The organism is Neisseriaceae bacterium CLB008, assembly GCA_041228285.1.
In the GTDB taxonomy this organism is placed as follows: domain Bacteria; phylum Pseudomonadota; class Gammaproteobacteria; order Burkholderiales; family Neisseriaceae; genus JAGNPU01.
Genome location: CP166133.1, coordinates 1,481,075 through 1,502,943, shown reverse-complemented (window position 1 = coordinate 1,502,943; position 21,869 = coordinate 1,481,075). Strand labels below are relative to the sequence as shown.

Genomic DNA, 21,869 nt, shown 5'->3' with positions numbered 1-21,869 from the left:
ATGGTTTCTCAAATGTAAACAACAGGCCTAGTGAAGCGGCAAGGGTAATGGCGTTATGGGCAGAGCGTCATAACGCCATCTTAGGGTTTATAGTTTGGTTTTCAGTGTCAATAACAGGGAACGCGGCGTGGCATGATCTAAGACGGCAACGTTGGTGTCGTTAAAATCGCCGACGCTCCAATAGCGCTTGTTAAATGCATTTTCTACCGTGAGCTGTAGCGTCGTTTCTTTGCCTAAGAGGTTGTTGAATTTGCCCGCAACGCCTAGGTCGACGCGCGTCCATGCCGGTACTTTGGTTGGCACGGTAGCGCCCGTGTAAAAGTCATGACCATCGATGATGGCCTTGCCCGTGTGAATAACAGAAGCTAAAAGCGTGATCTGATTGGTTTTGGGCACATCCCACTCTAGGTTTAATTTGCTAGAGAATTTGGGTGCTGGGAAAATATCTTGGCCACCAAAAGCCTTTTTGTCATAGTTAATACGTTTAGACTGAATCCATGCAGTGCTTGAGCTAAGACGCAGGCCAGAAATAGGCTCCCCTGCTAAGCTTAACTCCACGCCTCGGTTGCGCCGTTTACCATCGGATGAATACACTAAAGTCTCGTGATCAAGTAAACCACTCGCGCGCTCAATTTCAAACACGGCAGCTGAAGCCAACCAAGAACCAAAATCTTTTTTAATGCCCAGTTCTTTTTGCTTGGTTTTGTATGGACTCATGACCTCACCGGCATTAGAGGCGCTAATGGGGGCGGCATCACCAGGAGCCAAGGCCTCAACGTAATTGCCATAGATTGATAAATCATTGACGGGTTTAAACACGATCCCAATGGAAGGGGTGGTTGCCGTTTGCTCGCGATTGGTTTGTTTGCCGTTAGAGTTGGATTTATTTTTGATTTGTTGTTGTCGAACGCCTAGCGTGGTTTGTAACTTACCATCCCAAAAAGTAATGGTGTCAGCAATGGCCACGCTGGCTAAACGGCCACGTATTTTATTATCGATCACGAATAAGGGCTTACTGCCACCTATATCAAATTCACAGCTGGTGACATCATAAATAGTTGATCCATGGCAGCTAGTTGGGAGGATATAGAGTGAAGTACCAACGTTTTCTTTATATTGTGACAGCGTACCGGCTAAAGCCCATTGATGCTGAGTTTGTCCTATCGAGAAGCTGCCATTTAATCCCACCTCGCTGCTGACTGTTTTACGCTTGGTTTGGAAATTAGACAGCGCGGCTGGTCTAAAGCTACCAAAGCTAGCATTCGGATCCATTTTTTGGGTTAAAAACCAGTTGCCGATATTAGGGGCCGCTAAAAAGTTGGTAGCATAACCAACTGTGCCATACGCCATAAGTTGATCGGTTAAATCTGCTTCTAGGCGGCCCATAATCATCCGATCTCTACTTTTTTGTTTAATCCAGCTTTGGTCAAAGTTGGCTTTTCCTTTTGGAGGCGAAGGTAGTTGACCATTAATACTGGCTACGGCTTGAGAAGAATCACTCATCAATACGCCGCGGTTAGCGGATGCATTACTGTTATTGACCATGGCGTCAATCGATGCCCGAATGCGTTCCGAGCGATAGTCCAACGCCAAAGCATTCAGCGTGGTTTTTTCCTCTTGTTTCTGGCGGATGCCATCACCTTCGCGATATTCTGAGTTAAAACGAACCCCCCATTCTTTCTCTGAGCCAAATCTACGGCCCACGTCTACCGACCCCCCTAAACGGTTGCGCGCTAAAAATGATAGACCTAACTCGTTCAGAGGCTCATTGCCTGCACGCTTAGTGGTGAGGTTGACGTCACCGCCTACTGAGTTTGAAAGCGAAGCTCCTTTAAGCATAGCGGAGGGCCCTTTCGTCACCTGAATGGCTTCAATGCCATTTGAGGGAATTTTATGGTAGCCGGCCATGCCGGCTAATCCATTTACGCTGGTGCCCATAGGGCTCACAAAAATCCCCCTGACCGTAATCAAGTCAACTGCATAAGTATCGCTTCCAAGTACATTAATGGAAGCGTCGTATTTGTTAATAAAGCCACCGACGCTTCGAGCCTGCTGTTTTTGAATGGCGCTATTGCCGTAACTGGTAACGTTATACGGATTATCCATATAGTCAAGATTGCCTAGAAGGCCAACATTAGCCTTGCGGTTAATGATGCCAGCCGGTAGAGACTTTGCGGGCGCCATGACCACAACCGATTCAATTTCTGCTTCCGGAGTAGTTGTTTTCGATTCAGGCTCTTGGGCATAGAGTGTGATGGGTAGGCATAGGGTTGCTAGAAAAGCTCCCTCTAGAAGGGTCACGAGTTTTTTTTGCGGATATAAAGGATGTTGGCACATGTTTTCCACCATGGTTGGTATATGTAAGTTTTTTAGTAAAGTGAGTAGGTCAAGCTTAATTAAGATTGTGGTAAAAAATTTGGGCTCTGATTACGAGGAATGAAATAAGCATAATCAGTAATCAGCGCCATTATTTTTTTAACATTCGTTAAATGATTGAGGTAAAAATGGTCGCCAGGTAAAGGGTGGTAGCCAAGCCAGGTTCTTGAATAAGCCGCCCATTTATTCATCATCTCGGCAGAGGGAATGTCGGGATCACTTTCTCCAGCAATGGCTATGAGGGGGCAAGAAGTGAGTGTTGGCGCATCATCCATTAGGAAATCATTTAGATGAAAGTCATTCCTTAAGATGGGCAAAAAGAAATCCAGAATTTCGTCTTGTACCAATAATTCTTGAGGCAGGCCAGCATATCTAGAGACGGCGCGAATAAAATCTGGCCGCGGCAATAAGTGTCTATTTTTTAGCTCTTGTTTTAATGTGCTGGTTTCTCGTCGGCCACTGATGACTATAAGTCCTAGTAAAGTTTCTAAATTTCTGCTCTGTAGTTCTTTCACGATACGCCAGATGAGTGCAGTGCCTAAACTGTGACCAAAGAGCGCAAATTTTTGATGCCCATGCGCTAAAATTGTCTCAACCAGCTCATGGGTAAGGAGCATTGGATCATGCACTAGGTGCTCATTGATTCGAGCGCCGTGCCCTGGATATTCAATCGGACAAACCTTAAGCCATTTAGGAGCATGTTTTGCCCAGCTGGCATACATGGAGGCGCTGCTACCTGCTGAAGGTAGGCAGAATAAATTAATTGACTGCTCAGTTTGTTGGTTCGTCATATGTGTTGTGTTTTGCATACTCGTCTACTTGAAGGTTGAGGGTTCAATAGAAGCGGTTTGTTTTGTTGCCTTTATTTCAGATATTTGAGCTTGTCCTGATAGAGCATCAATTTAGCGCTTCACCCTGAAAGCATGACTCAGCTGAAATAATTTATTTTTAATCCATTGTTATTTATCTATTATTTAATATTTTTCCCGTAACCATGCCATCTGATTGTTGACTCATTATAGATAAACTATTTATGATGTCAATATTAATGATAATCATTATTAATTGCGTTCGTATTAAATTTTGGATGCCTTGCGTTGATTATCATGTGATTAATTGCTGGGTTTATTTTTGAAGTCATACGAAGAAAGGCCGTATTTTGGATATTTCTGAGAAAGAGGAAGCAATTGCGATTGTTGGGGTCGATGGCGTCTTTCCTAAGACGGCAGATTTAAGTGAGTTTTGGGCCCATTTAATGGATGGCAATGAATTGAGTACGATACTCGATCGATCAACTTTACTGAATGCTGGTGTGGATGAGGCTTTGATTGATCACCCAGACTATGTGCCTAGAGTCATGAAGCTGGATGATGTCGCTGATTTTGATGCTGAATTTTTTGGAATCAGCCCACAAATGGCTAAGGTTTTTGATCCACAAAATCGAAAAATGCTTGAGTCTGTATGGCATGCTATTGAAAATGCGGGTTATGTGCCTTCGGAACTTGGGCAAAACCAAACGGTTGGGGTATTTGCTGGGAAGGATTTCTCAGAGTACCTGCTTGAAAAATTAATGCCCGATTATTTAAATGATCGGAGTAACTTACCTAAATTATTAGAGGCCTTTACTCAAAATGGTCAAGATTTTTTAGCCAGCTGGATTGCTTATAAATTAGGTTTCTCAGGACCTGTTTTGAATATTCAAACGGCTTGTTCTACAGGTTTGTCGGCACTCTCTGTTGCGTGTCAAAACTTGCAATTAAAAGCCTGTGATGTTGCCGTGGTTTCTGCATCGAGGTTGGCCATCAATGATGCCGGCTATCTCTATCAACCAGGGCTGATGTATGCGAAAGAGGGTATTTGCAGTCCTTTAGACAATGACGCAAGTGGGATTGTGGTCGGCAGTGCTGTGGTTACCGTGATTTTAAAGCGGCTACCAGAAGCGATTGTCGATCAGGACCATATTTGGGGTGTGATCCGGGGTGTTGGAGTCAATAATGATGGTAATCAGAAACAAGACTTTATGGCGCCTGGTGTTAAAGGGCAAGTCGAAGCAATTAAGTCAGCATTCAAACGGTCAGGACTGGCTCCTCAAGATATTGATTATGTCGAGTTACATGGTACGGGCACCAAGTTGGGTGACCCAGTTGAAATAACGGCCTTAAAAAGTGTTTATGGTAAGACTCGTCCTCATCCTTGTTATTTAGGGTCGGTTAAGGCCAATATTGGTCATACTTCGTCTTGTGCAGGCCTATCAGGTTTACTGAAAATCCTTTTATGTTTTAAGCACGATGCAATTCCGCCTTTGGCTCATTTTAAACAGCTTAATACGCATATGACGCTAAATGAGGCCCACTTTCGCGTCAACCAAAAAACAGTACCTTGGCCTCGCCATGAAAATCGAGTCAGGCGGGCGGGCTTAAGTTCATTTGGCTTTGGTGGGACCAATGTTCATGTTCTTATAGAAGAGCCGCCATTATTACCAAGGCATGTGGTTGGACAAGACAAGGGACCTATACTGGTTTTTGCATCGGCCCAAAGTGAGGGACAGCTTGAGACTTTGATTCCTTCGTTAAGCGCTGATTTGATACAAGACCCTACTAAGGCGAGGGCTGTGGCTTACACATCACTCGTAGGGCGAAAACATTTTAAAGTGCGTTCTGCCTGCATCATTGAGCCGCTTGATGATTTTGAACAGATTCATTTTTTGAAGCCTAAAGATGTTAAAGAGGAAGCTCGGTATGGCTTGATTTTTACTGGTCAGGGTGGGCAGTTAACGTCAGAAATTGGGCGACAGCTATACGAAGCTTATTCAGTTTTTCGCCGGGCGATTGATGAATGCCGAGAGATTTTAGGTCCGCAGCGTGCCGATCTAATTTGGCCTCTTGGGACAAGTCAGTGGCATTTAACCAAACCTTCAGTACTGCAACCTGCTCTTTTCATGTATCAATATGCCCAATTTAAGTTATGGCAAGCTTTGGGTTTACCCATTGACTGTGTTATGGGGCACAGTATCGGGGAGATTGCGGCGGCCTGTGCTGCTGAAGCGTTATCTGTTGGGGATGCGTTAACCTTAGCCAGATTAAGAGGGGAGGCATTCGAGCAGTTGGCTGAGGGTGAGGGGGGCATGTTGGTGGTTTTTGCACCGCTTCAGAACCTCCCTATATTGCCCTCAGGGCTTACAGTGGCAGCCAAGAATGCCCCCAATGTTCAGGTTGTTTCGGGCCTAAAAAAAGAACTTTATTTGTATGAGCAGCAGTGTCAAAAGAATGGCTTTGCCATTTCTCCTTTGAATGTCACCCATGCGTTTCATTCTCCTTTACTCCAGCTGGTAGCAGAACAATTAAAACAGCAACTATTAGATTTAGATTGGTGCCCAACAGGATCGCCCAAAATCTCAATGTATAGCACGTTGACCGGCGCTCGTTTACGCAGTGCGCCCGATATTGACCATTGGATTCAGCATTTACTTGCCCCCACACTGTTTGATGATGCCTTATCTAGTGCGATGGAGGATGCAGCTTTTAATTGTGCCATTGAAGTTGGGCCGGTTTCTTCATTGGCAGCATTATTGCATGCAAAAGGGCTGGCCGTAATGGCCAGTGCCAAACAGCCTGAACATGAAGTGGTTCAATTTTTACATGCTGTGGCTGGCTTGTATCAAGCGGGTTTTGTGCCTAAGGCCAATCTATTTGATGTATCAATGGCTAAAGTGCCTTTTTGCGGGTATCCATTTAAAAAAACACGGTATTGGATTGAGCCAACTTTGAACTTAACCGCTAGTACAGAGCCTGATCTGGCCGTTGATGATTCGGTTACGCCTAGCTCAATGCCTATGGGTACAGCATCGTCAGAGGCTGATTTGTTAGATCAAGTTTGTCAGTGCTGGCAAGATTACCTAGGTCGAGAGGTGGTGGCCGATGATGACTTTTTCTTAATGGGCGGCAGTTCTTTGGCTGCCATTCAAATCCAAGCCGAATTGACAAAATCTCTTAATGTAAACATCGATATGCTTGAATTTATGACCTCTAGGACGCCTAGAAGTTTAAGTCAGTTACTTTGGGCAAAATTAGAGGGTGTAAACACGCATGCTTAATACCAATAGCTTTACCGATCAAGCGCAATTATCAGCGCAGTTAGTGATTCGTCATCAATTCAATCATATGCCGCAGCCTTATGATCAGCGGCCTTTATATCAGCAGTTTGTGACCCGACTAGATCAACCAGGACAAGCAGATCAGGTTGCGGTTATTGCGGGTGACGGTCAATTGAGTTATGGAGATTTGTACCAGCAAAGCAGCCGACTCGGTGGCTATCTTAGTCAGGCTGTAGGGGCCTCCTCGAAACCAGCCATTGTGGCTATTTTATTGCCCAAGAGCCAGTTACAAGCGGTTTCAGTATGGGGGGCTTTGGCCGCAGGTGCAGCTTATTTGCCTTTAGACTGCGACCAGCCCCAAGCACGTCTACACGCTATTCTGGAAGATGCACAGCCTGATGTCATCATCGTCAATGAGCAAACTGAGGGCTTACTAGCCGGGCATTCATCAGGCTCTGTTTTAAACTTATCTCAGCGCGCTAAGGTGCTATTTGCAGGAGCCGTACCGGCCCCACAGTCTTTACCAGGCTACCACACAAAGTTAGATGATTTGGCCTATGTGATTTATACCTCTGGTACTACTGGCCAGCCCAAAGGCGTCATGATTGAGTGGCGTGGGGTATTGAATGCTATTGATTACAGCTTGAAACATTTATTTACAGCTTCAGAGCGTTTGGTCATGTTGGGCGTCTCGGCACTGCATCATGATATGTCTGTCTTCGATGTATTAGGCGTCATGGTCAGTGGTGGGGTTCTGGTTTTACCAGCCGAGGGAGACCGCAAAAATCCAGAAGCGTGGGCACAGTTAATGCATCAATACGATGTGAATGGCTGGGTGTCGGTGCCTGCGATGATGGAGATGTTGTTGACCTGGGGCGAGTATAAACAGTATTGCTTTGGTCATCTAAGGACGGTTTTATTGGGCGGCGATTGGCTACCCTTGCCGTTGGCCGATCGGATCCGCGCTTTAAGCAGTGAAGAAACAGTGGTGTACAGCGTAGGTGGGCCGACAGAAACGACGATGTGGAATATTGCGCATAAGATTGAAGGCATAGAGGCCGGTTGGTCTAGCGTCCCTTATGGGCGCCCGATTGCAAACTGTGGCTACCATATATTGGATGAATCCCTTTCTGATGTGCCTGATTGGGTGGTATCTGAACTTTATTGTAGCGGGGTGTCTTTGGCTCGAGGGTATTTAAATGATGCTGAACGTACGGCGGAGCGGTTTATCACTCACCCCGTGAGTCAGGAGCGTCTGTATCGTACTGGTGATTTAGGATTTTATCACCCAGATGGACGAATCGAGTTTGTTGGTCGCGCAGATGGCCAGCTTAAGGTTAGAGGCAATCGAGTTGAAGCTGGTGAAGTTCGGGCACATTTAGAGGGTTGGCCAGAGGTTAGCCGTGCCGTGGTTTATTTGAGTGAGCAACAGCAGTTAGTGGCGGCGTTATTGCTGTCTCCAGGGGTAGTTCAGCTCGAGCAAGAGCAACTATACGCTCGAGCCAAGGCAGTTTTATCAGAGGCGATGATTCCATCAGTTTGGCTCCAGTTGACAGAGTTTCCGTTGACAAGTAATGGCAAGGTCGACATGAAGGCCTTGTTAGCCTTAGCAGCTCAGCCAGCAGATCAGGGGCCGCGAGAGCTGCAGGCAGAAGGTTCTGATCGAGCCTTAAATGAAGTAGAGAGTAAGCTGGCACGACTATGGTCGGCGCTTTTAGGCCAAGGGCCAGAACATTCGGGCGATAATTTTTTTGCATTGGGTGGTGATTCACTTTTATTGATTCGCCTGCTTTCACGAATCCAGTCTGAATTTCAAGTATCGGTGACGCTGCCTGATTTATTGACTCATTTAAAATTGTGGGAACAGGCAGAATTGATTGCCTCGAAAAATAATGCGTCGTCGGTTTCTCATCAATCGTTGTCGGTGGCTAGACACCAAAGGATACCCTTATCTTCCTCTCAAAGAGGTTTTTGGTTCCAGATGACGTTAGACAAGGCTTCTGATCGTGCTAAATATAACATTCCATTAAGTTTTGAAATACGCGGTTTTTTGGCACCCTCTAAATTTAAGCGGGCCCTACACAATTTAATTCAACGACATAGACTATTAAACAGTCGGATAGTGACCACTGATGCAGGCGAACCTTGCTTACAGATGGATGCATATGATATTGAGTTAAGATTTAGTGATTGGTCCGATTTTTCACCAGCAGAGCAGCAACAAAAAATTCACATGGATTATTTAACTGGTTGCGCACGTGAATTAGATGTCTATAAGGATCCGTTATTTCACGCTCATTTAATTAAATTATCTGAAGAATCACATTATTTACACTTATTGGTACACCACATTGTGTTTGATGGCGTTTCTTGCGATGTATTGGTGCGCGAGCTACTGACTCTTTATCATGATAAAAGCTTGCCAGAGTTATCGTTTGATTATATTGACTATATTCAATGGGAGCGTTCGCCGGAACAGCAAGAGAGTTTGCAGTCAGGTATGGCCTATTGGCAGCAGAGATTACAAGACATGGAGCCGTTAGTCTTGCCGTATGCAGCGGCTGAATCAGATGATACGACGAATGGCACGATGTTCAGGCAGATTGAAAAAGCGGATGTTGATGCTCTGAGAGCGTTTGCTCGTCAGCATCAAACAACATTATTTACGGCATTTTCAGTAGCATTACAATTAGTCTTATCTCGGTTTAAAACAGAGGGGGACGTGACATTCGGCACCTATGTCTCAAATCGGGTTAATAGTGACTTTGAAAAAAGTGTAGGTAATTTCATTAACTTATTGACCTTACGCTTTGACTTTAACGTACATGCAACCTTATCGGAAGCCATGCAGTGTAGCCACCAACAGATAGTGGCAGACTTTGCCTGGCAGCATGTGCCATTTGAGGCAGTGGTTGAAGCCTGCAATCCCGTTCGTACGGTTGGGCAACATCCATTTTTTGATGTGGCTTTGATATTTAATGATGGAGTGCTGGAAAAAACCTATGAAGAAGATGGCCTTACTCTATCATTAAAGACGGGTGGTGATTTCGGTATGGGCTCCCATCGGACTGCCATTGAATTTTGGTTATACCCAACAAATGAAGGCTTGTTATGTGAAGTTAATTATGCAAAACATCAAGTTGGGGACCATTTGGTCGCAATGATGCTTGAGGGATTTAAGCATGTTTTGACGATGATGGTGAGGGCTAAAGATCAGACTTTACTCAGTCAACTACCTTTATATCCAGCAAACAAAGCTATGTCGACGTTAGCCGGGACGCTTGATCCGTTTGAGAATTTACCGATTAGTGAGTTATTAGATAGGCAGGTAAAAGCACAGCCAAACCAAATTATTTTTACTGACCAAGGGGTGAACTATACCTATTTAGACTTATGGCAACGTAGTCAGGTATTGGCGGCTGCACTGCAGTCGAAAGGGGTGAAACAGACTGATCGGGTTGGGATTCTCTTGCCTTATGGTGTCTCGATGGTGATTGCGTCATTGGCAGTGCTAAGGCTGGGCGGCACATTATTACTGTTAGATACCATTGATACGCCTGAGAGAATCAATGAGTTAACAAAAAGAGCCCAGGTCGTGCTGGTGGTTACAAACGATGAGTTCGTGGTTAACGTACCTAATCAACAACCTTTCTTTTCTTTAAGCCTGTTTAATTTTTTGTCGTCAACTGAGCCGGTGCCTTCTGCGGAGACAGAGGTTGTTTATCTGGTCTACACCTCGGGCTCAACTGGAGCATCTAAAGCCATTGAAGGCCGTCGTTTTGGTTTGCTCAATCGGATTTATTGGGGCGAAAGAGCTTATCCTAGTGATCAAACTGATGTGTTTGTGCTGAAGACATCTGTGAGTTTTGTGGACATCTACGCAGAGCTATTTATGCCAATTGTTATTGGGCGTAGAGCAGTTATTGCAAAGGACGATGTACGTAAGGATCCGATTGCCTTGGTTGAATATGTGCGGGCACAACAAGCCACTAGAATCACTTTAACGCCTACGTTACTGTCAGAAATGTGTGCGGAGCTTGAACGACGGGAGGATGCGTTAACCTCGTTAACGCACATTATTGTCAGTGGGGAGCTATTGTTTAGTCAACTGACCGAGCGTGCGAGATTATGCATGCCTCAGGCAAAAATCATTAATATTTATGGCTCTTCAGAAATGAGTGCAGACATCATTGCCTATGAAGTCAAGGGCTCTGAGAACGGGTTGATTCCTGCAGGGACACTGCTTAGTCATGCTGCAGCCCGCATCGTTAACCCCGATGGCTGGATATTGCCTAGGGGATGTGTTGGTGAGTTATGTTGTGGCGGGCCGGTTTTGGCTCATGGTTATGCGCTTGCTCAACCAGAGCAGGAAACAAAGTTTTTTAGAGAGCAGGGGCAGTATTGGTTTAAAACTGGTGATTTTGGTTTAATTAATGAGGCTGGTCAAATGGTGGTTTTGGGACGCCGTGACGATCAGATTAAAATTCGCGGGGTGAGGATTGATCTGCGCGCTATTGATAGGATCGTGTGCGACTGTGCCGGCGTGTTAGCTGCTTGTTCCGCTACGGTGCTGGCTCATAATGGTGACCTTGTATTAGGCGTATTGGTAGTTGCCAGTCAAGGGATTGATCAAACGCAGATTTATGAAGAACTGCAAAGAGTCCTACCTCGTTCATCAATGCCCAGTATTATTATGCTTATCCCTGACATTCCTAAATTGAGAGGTGGAAAGGTTGATCGTCGAGCGGTCGCCATGCTTCTTGCAGAAAATTATCTGCTTGTTCGAGGAGAGCAGGCTGATGTGGTGCTCCCTAGAAATGACATCGAACAAAAAATTGCCCAGCTATGGCGTACATTACTAGGGACAGATGGCAACATTGACATTCATCAGAATTTTTTTATGCTGGGCGGCCACTCAGTTTTAGCAACGCGCTTGCTAAATAGCTTGAAGTCTGAGTTCAATGTGGATTTATCGCTGGTTGATGTGTTTCATGCTCCAACCATTGCTCAGCAATCCGAGTTAATTCAAACCTTGCCCATGGTTCAAGAGCAATCTTGGCCAATAGCCGATAGAGCGATTCACCACTCATTGTCCGAAAATCAGTTAGGGGCCTGGTATACGAGTAAAACTAGTAAACAGCATAGTCTTTCTAACCATTTAGGGCTAATGTATTCAATTGATGGTATTTTGGATGCTCAGCAATTACAGCAGGCATTAAATCAATTGGTCATGCGCCATGAAGCGTTGAGAACAGCCTTCGATATTGTAGGCAATGCGCCTGCGAAATTGATTCATCCTTTCGGCGTTATCGGCTTAACGTATCGAATGTGTGACGATACTGTGGCGGATTCTTTGGTTGAATATAACCGGTTGATGTCAGAGCCCTTTGATTTGAGTTGCCCTCCATTGATGAAGATGATGCTATTGACGCCCAAAATGGGTGGCAAGCAGGGCCGAGCAAAAAGCATTTTGATTCTTGTGGCTCATCACATTATTGTAGATGCATGGTCATTACAGGTTTTCTTTAGGGATTTAAATCGTTTATACCATGGTGAGGTGCTGGAACCACTTTTGCATCAAGGTATTGATTATGAGTATTTCAAACGTAATGACCCAGCCTTGTTAGTGCAGATTGATAAGGCGGCAGCTTTCTGGAAGCAGCATTTAAAAGACATGCCGCATTGTCTCAACCTACCTTTAGACTATCCTCGTTCAGAAGGCCGAACTTTATCTGGGCGTACATTATGTATGGACGTTCCTGATACGCTGTTGGAAGCGGTTCGCCTGCTGGCCATCAAACATCAGGTTGGTGGTTATCATGTATTGATGAGCGCCTTTATGATGACTCTATCGCTTTGGTGTAATGAGCGAGACATCGTGATTGGTGGAGGTGTTTCGGGCCGTGATCAGGGTGCATTGGATGAGGTCGTTGACTTTTTTAGTGACGTCGTCCTTTTTCGCGCTCAGCTATCTGAACAGGGCTCCTTATCAGAACACCTTGAGCGCTTATTGACAACAGTGTCTCAATCTTTAGCACATCAACCTTACTCTTTTACCCAGATTACCCAGCAGGTCAATCATCCTCGTTCGGCTTTATACCATCCCGTGGTGCAAGTGATCTGCACACATCAGAATTTAGTTGAAGATCTTGTCTTTGATGAGACCTCCTTATCGCTCTTTATGCATCCGGAGCAAACGCAGAAAACCGTTCGTTTTGACCTTAATTTGTTTTTATTTGAGCATAACCAACACATGAAATTAGTGATTGATTATGCCGATGAGCTTTTCGATGAGTTCAGCATCAATGTTCTATTAAAAGCTTATATACAGATGTTGCAAAACTTAGTGACGATGCCAGAGCTAGCATTAAATAAATTGTCATTATTCACCTCGGAACCAGCCCAGAACAGAGCTCAGTACGCGTTAAGAGATGAAGGTGGGCTTGTTCAGCCACCCGTTGTGGCAAGGGGGGCTGAGCATTTGAATCAGGTAAGTAACCGAGCCGTGATGGATAAAAAAATGCTGAGGCAAGTGTTGAGCGACGGTATGGAAGAAGTATTGGGCAGGGTTGTGCGTACGGACGTCAGTATGTTTGAACAAGGCGGTAATTCGATGAACATTATTGCTTATCAGATATACATCCATAAAGCTTTGGCATTTGATATTGATATTGGCATTTTGATTGGCTATCCAACGATCGACCTTTTGGTGGATTATCTTTTTGAAACCTTAGCTGGGGATCAGGCTTAACCAGTTTTTGACTAGGTAAGCATTAAGCATCTTAAATCACAAAGTGGGAAAACAAATGGAAGATAGAAACACAGTATTGAATGCATCTGATTCAAATACACGAGAAAAAGACATTAAGGCAAAACAAAATCCAACCGCTTTTCCTATGTCTGATATGCAGCAGGCATATTGGGTGGGGCGGCAGGATGTTTTGGCTGAGGATGCCAGCGCCATGCATGTGTATTTTGAAATTGACGTTCCTCATTTTAATTTAGGGCAATTTCGGCATGCCTGGGATTGTCTGTTGGCTCGGCATGATATGTTGAGAGTGGTTGCGTTACCGGATGGGCAACAGGTGATTTTAAACGACTTACCCGCTTATGAGATACGATGTGAGGATTTGTCTGGGTGGACAGAGGCTGAGCAAGAGGTTTTTTTGTTGGCTTCTCGCGATCAGCAGGCGCAAAGAAAAGCGGATATTGCCAGTTGGCCACAATTTTCAATTTGCGTATTTAAACTTGGGACGCTTAGTCGCTTAACGTTGAGTTTAGATATTTGGTGTATCGATGGTCGAAGTATTAATATTTTATTTCATGAGCTTAATCTTTTGTACCAACGGCCTGAAACTACCTTACCTGGGTTGAGTTACACGTTTCAAGATTACATACATTGGACTAAAGAACAGGAGAAAACGCCAGAATATCAGGCCGCTTTGGCCTATTGGCAAGAAAGAATAGAGACCTTTCATCCCGCACCTAAGTTACCTACGACCCAATTCACCGGTAAAGGCAAGTTCGCTCGCGTAGCGCACCAGTTCTCCTCGGAGGAAACGAAACGGCTATTGAACATCAGTGCCTCCTTAGGTGTGACGCTGAATGGTTTGCTCTTAGGTGCCTTTGCCGAAGTGATGAGTTATTGGGCTAATACTAATCAGTTTACATTAAATATTCCTAGATTTAACCGCCCGCAAATACATTCTGACATTAATCATGTGATAGGTGAGTTCGCAACGTTTAGCTTATTAAGCTTAGATTTAACGAATCATGCCTCGTGGCAAGACCGAATCGTGGGTATTCAAAGACAGCTTTGGGCCGAGATGGCTTTTGGCCAGGTTTCTGGCGTCAGACTATTACGGGAAATGATGAAGCGTTCAGGAGCCTCTTCTTTTGGGGCCATGCCGGTTGTTTTCACGCCAGCGCCAGACAGCGTCAATCCTCATGGTGCTTCTGATTTAGAATGGTTCGGAGAAATGGTGTTTTCACTGTCACAAACGCCTCAGGTATGGTTAGACAGCCAATATCATTTTGCTAAGGGTCAATTGAATGTGAATTGGGATTACGTTCAGGAGCGTTTTCCTGCCCATTTGATACAGGCTATGTTTACTGCCTATCAATGGCTTTTACAGCAACTAGGCCAAGAAGGAGGGCAAATATGGCTATCTCATTCATCACCTTTGGCTGTATCCATTAATCAATCAACCGTCCGTCATCAATTTAACCATATGCCGCAGCCTTATGATCAGCGGCCTTTATATCAGCAGTTTGTGACCCGACTAGATCAACCAGGACAAGCAGATCAGGTTGCGGTTATTGCGGGTGACGGTCAATTGAGTTATGGAGATTTGTACCAGCAAAGCAGCCGACTCGGTAGCTATCTTAGTCAGGCTGTAGGGGCCTCCTCGAAACCAGCCATTGTGGCTATTTTATTGCCCAAGAGCCAGTTACAAGCGGTTTCAGTATGGGGGGCTTTGGCCGCAGGTGCAGCTTATTTGCCTTTAGACTGCGACCAGCCCCAAGCACGTCTACACGCTATTCTGGAAGATGCACAGCCTGATGTCATCATCGTCAATGAGCAAACTGAGGGCTTACTAGCCGGGCATTCATCAGGCTCTGTTTTACACTTATCTCAGCACGCGAAGGTGCTATTTGCAGGAGCCGTACCGGCCCCACAGTCTTTACCAGGCTACCACACAAAGTTAGATGATTTGGCCTATGTGATTTATACCTCTGGTACTACTGGCCAGCCCAAAGGCGTCATGATTGAGTGGCGTGGGGTATTGAATGCTATTGATTACAGCTTGAAACATTTATTTACAGCTTCAGAGCGTTTGGTCATGTTGGGCGTCTCGGCACTGCATCATGATATGTCTGTCTTCGATGTATTAGGCGTCATGGTCAGTGGTGGGGTTCTGGTTTTACCAGCCGAGGGAGACCGCAAAAATCCAGAAGCGTGGGCACAGTTAATGCATCAATACGATGTGAATGGCTGGGTGTCGGTGCCTGCGATGATGGAGATGTTGTTGACCTGGGGCGAGTATAAACAGTATTGCTTTGGTCATCTAAGGACGGTTTTATTGGGCGGCGATTGGCTACCCTTGCCGTTGGCCGATCGGATCCGCGCTTTAAGCAGTGAAGAAACAGTGGTGTACAGCGTAGGTGGGCCGACAGAAACGACGATGTGGAATATTGCGCATAAGATTGAAGGCATAGAGGCCGGTTGGTCTAGCGTCCCTTATGGGCGCCCGATTGCAAACTGTGGCTACCATATATTGGATGAATCCCTTTCTGATGTGCCTGATTGGGTGGTATCTGAACTTTATTGTAGCGGGGTGTCTTTGGCTCGAGGGTATTTAAATGATGCTGAACGTACGGCGGAGCGGTTTATCACTCACCCCGTGAGTCAGGAGCGTCTGTATCGTACTGGTGATTTAGGATTTTATCACCCAGATGGACGAATCGAGTTTGTTGGTCGCGCAGATGGCCAGCTTAAGGTTAGAGGCAATCGAGTTGAAGCTGGTGAAGTTCGGGCACATTTAGAGGGTTGGCCAGAGGTTAGCCGTGCCGTGGTTTATTTGAGTGAGCAACAGCAGTTAGTGGCGGCGTTATTGCTGTCTCCAGGGGTAGTTCAGCTCGAGCAAGAGCAACTATACGCTCGAGCCAAGGCAGTTTTATCAGAGGCGATGATTCCATCAGTTTGGCTCCAGTTGACAGAGTTTCCGTTGACAAGTAATGGCAAGGTCGACATGAAGGCCTTGTTAGCCTTAGCAGCTCAGCCAGCAGATCAGGGGCCGCGAGAGCTGCAGGCAGAAGGTTCTGATCGAGCCTTAAATGAAGTAGAGAGTAAGCTGGCACGACTATGGTCGGCGCTTTTAGGCCAAGGGCCAGAACATTCGGGCGATAATTTTTTTGCATTGGGTGGTGATTCGCTTTTATTGATTCGCCTGCTTTCACAAATCCAGTCTGAATTTCAAGTATCGGTAGCATTACCTGATTTATTTACATACTTGACGTTAGGTCAGCAAGCAGATTTGGTGTTGAGGCTTAAAATAAAAGACGTAGATGCTGGTGATGATTTGATTCAACCGTTGGGGCAGGCACAATACCCGCTAACCTATGGACAAGAAGATATGTGGTTGGCAGAGCAGATGTCTTCTGGTCGAATGCGGTTCCGGATTACGTTAGGCTTTATGTGTGCAGAATCATTGGATTTAGACGTTTTACATTTATCATTGAATAGTTTGAAAAATAGGCACTTTGCTTTATCCAGTCTCTTTTCGTTGACGGTTGCGGGGCTCGCACAACAGGTGAACCAAGAACTGAATGCCCCGGTTTATTACGAGCAGTCCATTGCAAGGTCTGAGTTGAATTATGCTGTCGCCGAAGTGGTGCGGCAGCCATTTGATTTATTAAAAGAATATGGATGGCGCGTCCATGTTTTGCCCTTCAAAGAAGGTGGCTATGGTTTGGTGTTTAATTTTCACCACGTGGTTTTTGACGCCTGGTCGGCGCCTATTTTTTTTAATGAGTTGAATAATCTTTATAAAAATAAGGGCATATCTTCGTTTAATTTGGTCGAGCCAACCATTAATTATGGCGATTATGCTGTATGGCAGCGCGCCTTAGTCGATGCACAAGAAGCCCATGCTACACCTTCTTGGCTAACACAAGGATCTGAGGTGGAAGCCTTGATTCCGATTCAGGCTGATGTGGCACCCATCGCGAAAACGCTTAGGCTGACGTTGCCAAAGGAAGTGGGTGTTGAGATACAGATACTGGGCCAGGAGCAAGCTTTGACTTCGTTTATTGTCCTGCTTAGCACTTTTCAGGTGACGCTTGCTACATTTTTTAATCAAAATAATTTCTTGATCGGTACCTCAAGCTCGGGGCGCGAGAATAGCCAGATTCATGACATGTTAGGCTGTTTTATCAGTAATCCTATCTTTCACGCACAGCACAACCCTGGCGCCACATTTTATGACTTAGTGCATCAAGTAAATGAACAATACAAACAGATGCTGCAACACCAAGCTTTGTCTTTTGCTCAAGTGACTGAAAAGACAGGTAAGAGTGGAGTGGGGGCTGGGGTGAACCAGCTGTGTCAGGTGTGTTTTGTCATGCAACCGATGAGTGATGAGATGCTGTATTTAGGAGATTGTGCTTTAACGAGTGTGGCTGTTGCTGGTGATGATGTGCGCTTAGTGTATGAATTGTCTTGTTGGCAAAGTGCAGGTCAATTTGAATTTAATTTGAAATATGACCATGCAAGAGCGTCTGACGATGAAGCAGCAAATTTATTGGCTCAATATGAAGCTGATTTAGTGCGGCTACTGGGGCAGCCTGAAACCATATTGCGCAATGTATTAACGTCCTCTGAGGCATAAGGCGATTATTTTATAAAGCGGGCATTTAAGCCATATGGCATGGCGTTAATTTAATAAAGGCAAGAGATATGAAGACATCTATTAGTACAAACGAAGTGGCATTGGCCAATATTTGGCAGCAGCTGTTGGGCCAACAACCGAATCCGGATAGCCATTTTTTTGCTATGGGGGGGAATTCCTTATTATTGATCCGGCTCAGTATAGGCCTGTCTGAACGTGTGGGCTTCTCAGTTGACGTCAGTGGTTTGCTTCAAAATCCCAAATTCAGTGACATGATTAAGCATATTGAACAAAAAGCTGGCGCGAAGTCACCTCAATATGATGATAGCCATTGCTTTAATGGCTTGTCAGTCCCCCTCTCTTTTGCACAGAGAGCCGTTTGGCAAGCCATTCAGAATGGGGCAGGTTCGATGAATCATAATATGCCGTTCAGTTTGCATATTTTAAATCAGCTCAATCTTGATAGATTTAAAACAGCTATGGCACATCTGATGATGCGGCATCAAATCTTTCGGGCGCAGGTCGAAATGAACGCACAGAGTCAGCCGATGATGACTTTAAATGGCGAACCACTAACGCTAAATATTTTGGATTTGTCCGGTAGCTTAAAGGCCGATAAAGCAAAGTGTCTTACTGATTTGGAATATGATTTATTTAATACCCCCATTCAAGTATTCAATGCGCCTTTAGCAATATTACAGTTAGTTAAGCTGTCAGAGGATGAATATTATTTTTATTTTAATATTCATCATATTGTGTTCGATGGTGTGTCTTGTGAATTATTCATTAAGGAGTTGATGGATCTTTATAGTGGAAAATCGTTACCGGCCTTGTCTGTTGATTATTTTGATTACATCCAATGGGAGTCCAGCCCATCTTATCGCGATGCTCTTCAGCCAGGACTAAGCTACTGGCAACAAAAATTAGCAGGTTATAAGCCGTTAATTCTGCCATTTTCAGATCATCAAAGTCAGGATGAGTCTGGAGAGTTAATGGTCAGACAACTATCGGTCAGACATGTACAGGCTTTAAGGATACTGGCACAAACTCATCGAACAACGCTATTTGGTATTTTTACTTTGGCCTTACAGATAATGTTAGAGCGACACAAAGTAGCGGGTGATACTGTATTTGGTGCGTATACCGCCCAAAGGGTTTATTCAGAATTCGCGCAGACTCTGGGAAATTTTATTAATCCTATGATGGTGTTAAAGAGTTGGCAGAATGATCAATCGTTTGCTCAAGCGCTGGCGACACATCAAGAAAAAATGGCCCAAGATTTTGCATGGCAACACATACCTCATGAAACCATTATGGATGCATTAGCTGCAAATACTGGGCTTGAGACAGGCTCTGCATTGAGCGTGTCATTGGTATTTAATGAACAAGTCTTACAAAAAGAGCATAGACAAGGGGATCTACACTTGAAATTAGAAAGCTGTGCTGATCACAAAATTGATTTTGCTTTTAGTACCGATATTGAGTTTATGGTTCACACCGATGCTGAAGGTCTTGTTGTTTCTGCCGCTTATAAGCTCAATAAAGTGGGCACCCCATTTATGCAAATGCTGTTAGATGAATTACTAGCATTACTGATTAGGTTTTCCGACATAGACCCTACCATCGTTATGGCTCAAGTGATGCACGGTGAGGAGACACCATAACACCTAAGTTACCCTCCGCCATAATGCGCTATTTTATCTATGAAAGGAATTTTATGATTGAACCCGTTAGTGTATCTGAGGCTGATCAGTTTCAATATGATCGGCCATTTGCAGAGATTCAGGCCTTGTTTACTCAACCCAACGATGCATTATCTAAGCGTATTAATCAGGGGATTACACGCTTTTTCAATGATACGGATGATCAGGCACCATTTAATAAGGATAGTTTAATTAAGAAATATTCATTATTTGAAATCCCTTTAGAGGGGCAAACATTTGATGATTATTTGGACTATCTGGAACATCAAATTATTCCAGATAGTGCCCATTTAGCTTCTCCACGCTTTCTCGGGCACATGACTAGCCCATTGCCGCGCTTTATTCCAGAGATTGGACGGCTCATACAGTCTTTAAATCAAAACATGGTAAAAATGGAAACCAGTCGCGGTTTAACCATGCTAGAACGACAAACGCTGGGTTTGATACATAAAGAGTTGTTCGATCTTGAGCCATCTTTCTATGAGGCTTGCGTTAATGATTTTACAACGACCTTAGGGATTTTCACCAGTGGGGGGACGCTGGCCAATATCAGTGCCCTTTGGGCTGCTTGCAGACAAGCAGCTTCATACGAGCAAGCGACTAAAGTTAGCAGTCGAGTCGTGATCGGTTCTGAGCTGATGCACTACTCATTTGATAAGGCTGCAGAGATATTTGGTTTAGAGTTAATTAAATTACCTGTGAATCATGAGAACAGTATAGATATTGAAGTAATGACACAAATGGTGCAAAAATGTGCGGCGCTCGATAAGCAAGTAATTGCTTTGGTTGGGATTGCGGGTACAACAGACTTTGGTAGTATTGATCCACTGGCAGACATTTGTCGCTTGGGCCAGCAGCACCATATTTATGTCCATATTGATGCTGCTTGGGGTGGGGGGTTTGTTTTAAGTGAGTATAAAAATAGTGTTTTGGGTGGGGCTGCTCAAGCTGACTCTATTACCATTGATGGTCATAAGCAACTCATGATGCCTATAGGTTGTGGCTTGCTATTGTTTAGAAACCCGAAGCTTTCCCAAAAAATTGCTCATCATGCGCCATATGCTGTCAGAGAGAAATCCTTGGATCAAGGAAAATACACTCTAGAAGGGACTAGGCCTGCGAACGCCTTGTATTTACATGCTTGCTTAAGCATTTTGGGACGGAAAGGTTATCATCAAATTTTTCAAAGAGCGATGGAAAATACCGAATTTATGGCGCAGCAGATTAAAGATAGTGAGGCATTTGAGCTGATTTCCGAGCCTAAAATCAATATTCTCACTTATCGATATATTCCAAGGGCTTATCGAGGAAGGGAACTCACAGAACAGGATAATGTAGAGATTAATGGATTCAATGAGGCATTACAAAAAATGCAAAGGGCACGTGGGCGATCTTTTATTTCACGGACCACGCGTGCAGTCGCTCAGTATGGCCCACAAAAGTTGACTTTGTTGCGTGCCGTATTATTGAATCCTTTATCTGATAGGGATGATATTCAATATGTTTTAGATGATCAGCTATCTATTGCCTCGGTATTAGAAGCTCAGCAATAGTGGATAAGGGCTAATGTAGTTTAGCTTCCTGCGTTAGCCCTTTTTATTTACTTGGATGTGGGATCAGAAAGAATGACTAAAGAAGCTATGTGTTGCTGATCGACTTCAATGCTCGTGGCTATATAAGTTGTCTGCTTACCTTGATCGATGATGTACTCCTCACTTGTGTCTATTAAATTTAAGTGATTTACTAAGCCTGTGCCGATGGCCTTTAAGTAAGCTTCTTTTCTGGTCCAACAGTGTAGAAAATATGCCTCTTGAGCTATTTTTTTAAGCTGCTGATGAACAGATGATTCTTTATGTGATAAGACAAATGCACTTAAATCATCTTGATAGATTGTGTTCAGACGTTCTATGTCAATACCGATTACGTGCCTATGACTAACGGCAATCACTAATAGGCTATCGCAGTGAGAAACAGAAAAGTGTACTAAATCATCGTGTAAATAGGGTTTACCATAGGTGTGGTATTGAAGATTAATGTCTCTGGGATGGATGTTTTTAATGTATTGAGCCAGAATCAGGCGCAATAGTCCTCTAGAAAGAATAGCGTTGGCTTTTAGTTTGTCGGTTTGATAGCTAAGTGTTTTTTCTTGCTCTGCTGATGTGAGTAGAGTTTGTAAAAATATCACATGCTTATCAAGCAACGTGGCCTGAGATAATGGACAAGCATAAAGATCAACGTCAAGATGAGGGGAAGACAAAGCCGTTAAGTTAAATTGATTTAATAAGTCAGGATTGAGATTGATCATGA

8 protein-coding genes are annotated in these 21,869 nt (G+C 44.4%); 5 read left to right on the top strand and 3 right to left on the bottom strand.

Features of this window, described 5'->3' with window-relative positions; translation table 11 throughout:
- Positions 1 to 87 precede the first annotated feature (87 nt).
- Together AB8Q18_06820 and AB8Q18_06815 are read right to left on the bottom strand one after the other, a co-directional pair.
- On the bottom strand, positions 88 to 2,337 hold the full coding sequence (locus tag AB8Q18_06820; protein ID XDZ52771.1) for a TonB-dependent receptor: 2,250 nt from the start codon (positions 2,335 to 2,337) through the stop codon (positions 88 to 90).
- Between the two features lie 59 nt (positions 2,338 to 2,396).
- Positions 2,397 to 3,185, bottom strand: a complete 789-nt coding sequence (locus AB8Q18_06815) for a thioesterase II family protein (GenBank protein XDZ52770.1) — start codon at positions 3,183 to 3,185, stop codon at positions 2,397 to 2,399.
- A gap of 350 nt (positions 3,186 to 3,535) precedes the next feature.
- Here AB8Q18_06815 and AB8Q18_06810 point away from each other — a divergent pair, with 350 nt between their 5' ends.
- From AB8Q18_06810 to AB8Q18_06790, 5 genes are all read left to right on the top strand, one after another.
- Positions 3,536 to 6,469, top strand: a complete 2,934-nt coding sequence (locus AB8Q18_06810) for a beta-ketoacyl synthase N-terminal-like domain-containing protein (GenBank protein ID XDZ52769.1) — start codon at positions 3,536 to 3,538, stop codon at positions 6,467 to 6,469.
- Entirely contained in the window at positions 6,462 to 13,220 is a 6,759-nt protein-coding gene (locus AB8Q18_06805) for an amino acid adenylation domain-containing protein (protein ID XDZ52768.1), read from the top strand. The genes AB8Q18_06810 and AB8Q18_06805 overlap by 8 nt, the downstream gene beginning before the upstream one ends.
- Positions 13,221 to 13,275: 55 nt before the next feature.
- The gene (locus tag AB8Q18_06800; GenBank protein XDZ52767.1) at positions 13,276 to 17,859 is read left to right on the top strand and encodes an amino acid adenylation domain-containing protein; all 4,584 of its coding nucleotides are present in this window, start codon (positions 13,276 to 13,278) and stop codon (positions 17,857 to 17,859) included.
- 68 nt (positions 17,860 to 17,927) lie between these two features.
- The gene (locus AB8Q18_06795) at positions 17,928 to 19,523 is read left to right on the top strand and encodes a condensation domain-containing protein (protein XDZ52766.1); all 1,596 of its coding nucleotides are present in this window, start codon (positions 17,928 to 17,930) and stop codon (positions 19,521 to 19,523) included.
- 53 nt (positions 19,524 to 19,576) lie between these two features.
- Entirely contained in the window at positions 19,577 to 21,115 is a 1,539-nt protein-coding gene (locus tag AB8Q18_06790; GenBank protein ID XDZ52765.1) for an aminotransferase class V-fold PLP-dependent enzyme, read from the top strand.
- A gap of 47 nt (positions 21,116 to 21,162) precedes the next feature.
- Here AB8Q18_06790 and AB8Q18_06785 read toward each other — a convergent pair whose 3' ends face one another.
- The gene (locus tag AB8Q18_06785) at positions 21,163 to 21,867 is read right to left on the bottom strand and encodes a 4'-phosphopantetheinyl transferase superfamily protein (GenBank protein XDZ52764.1); all 705 of its coding nucleotides are present in this window, start codon (positions 21,865 to 21,867) and stop codon (positions 21,163 to 21,165) included.
- Positions 21,868 to 21,869: the final 2 nt, after the last annotated feature.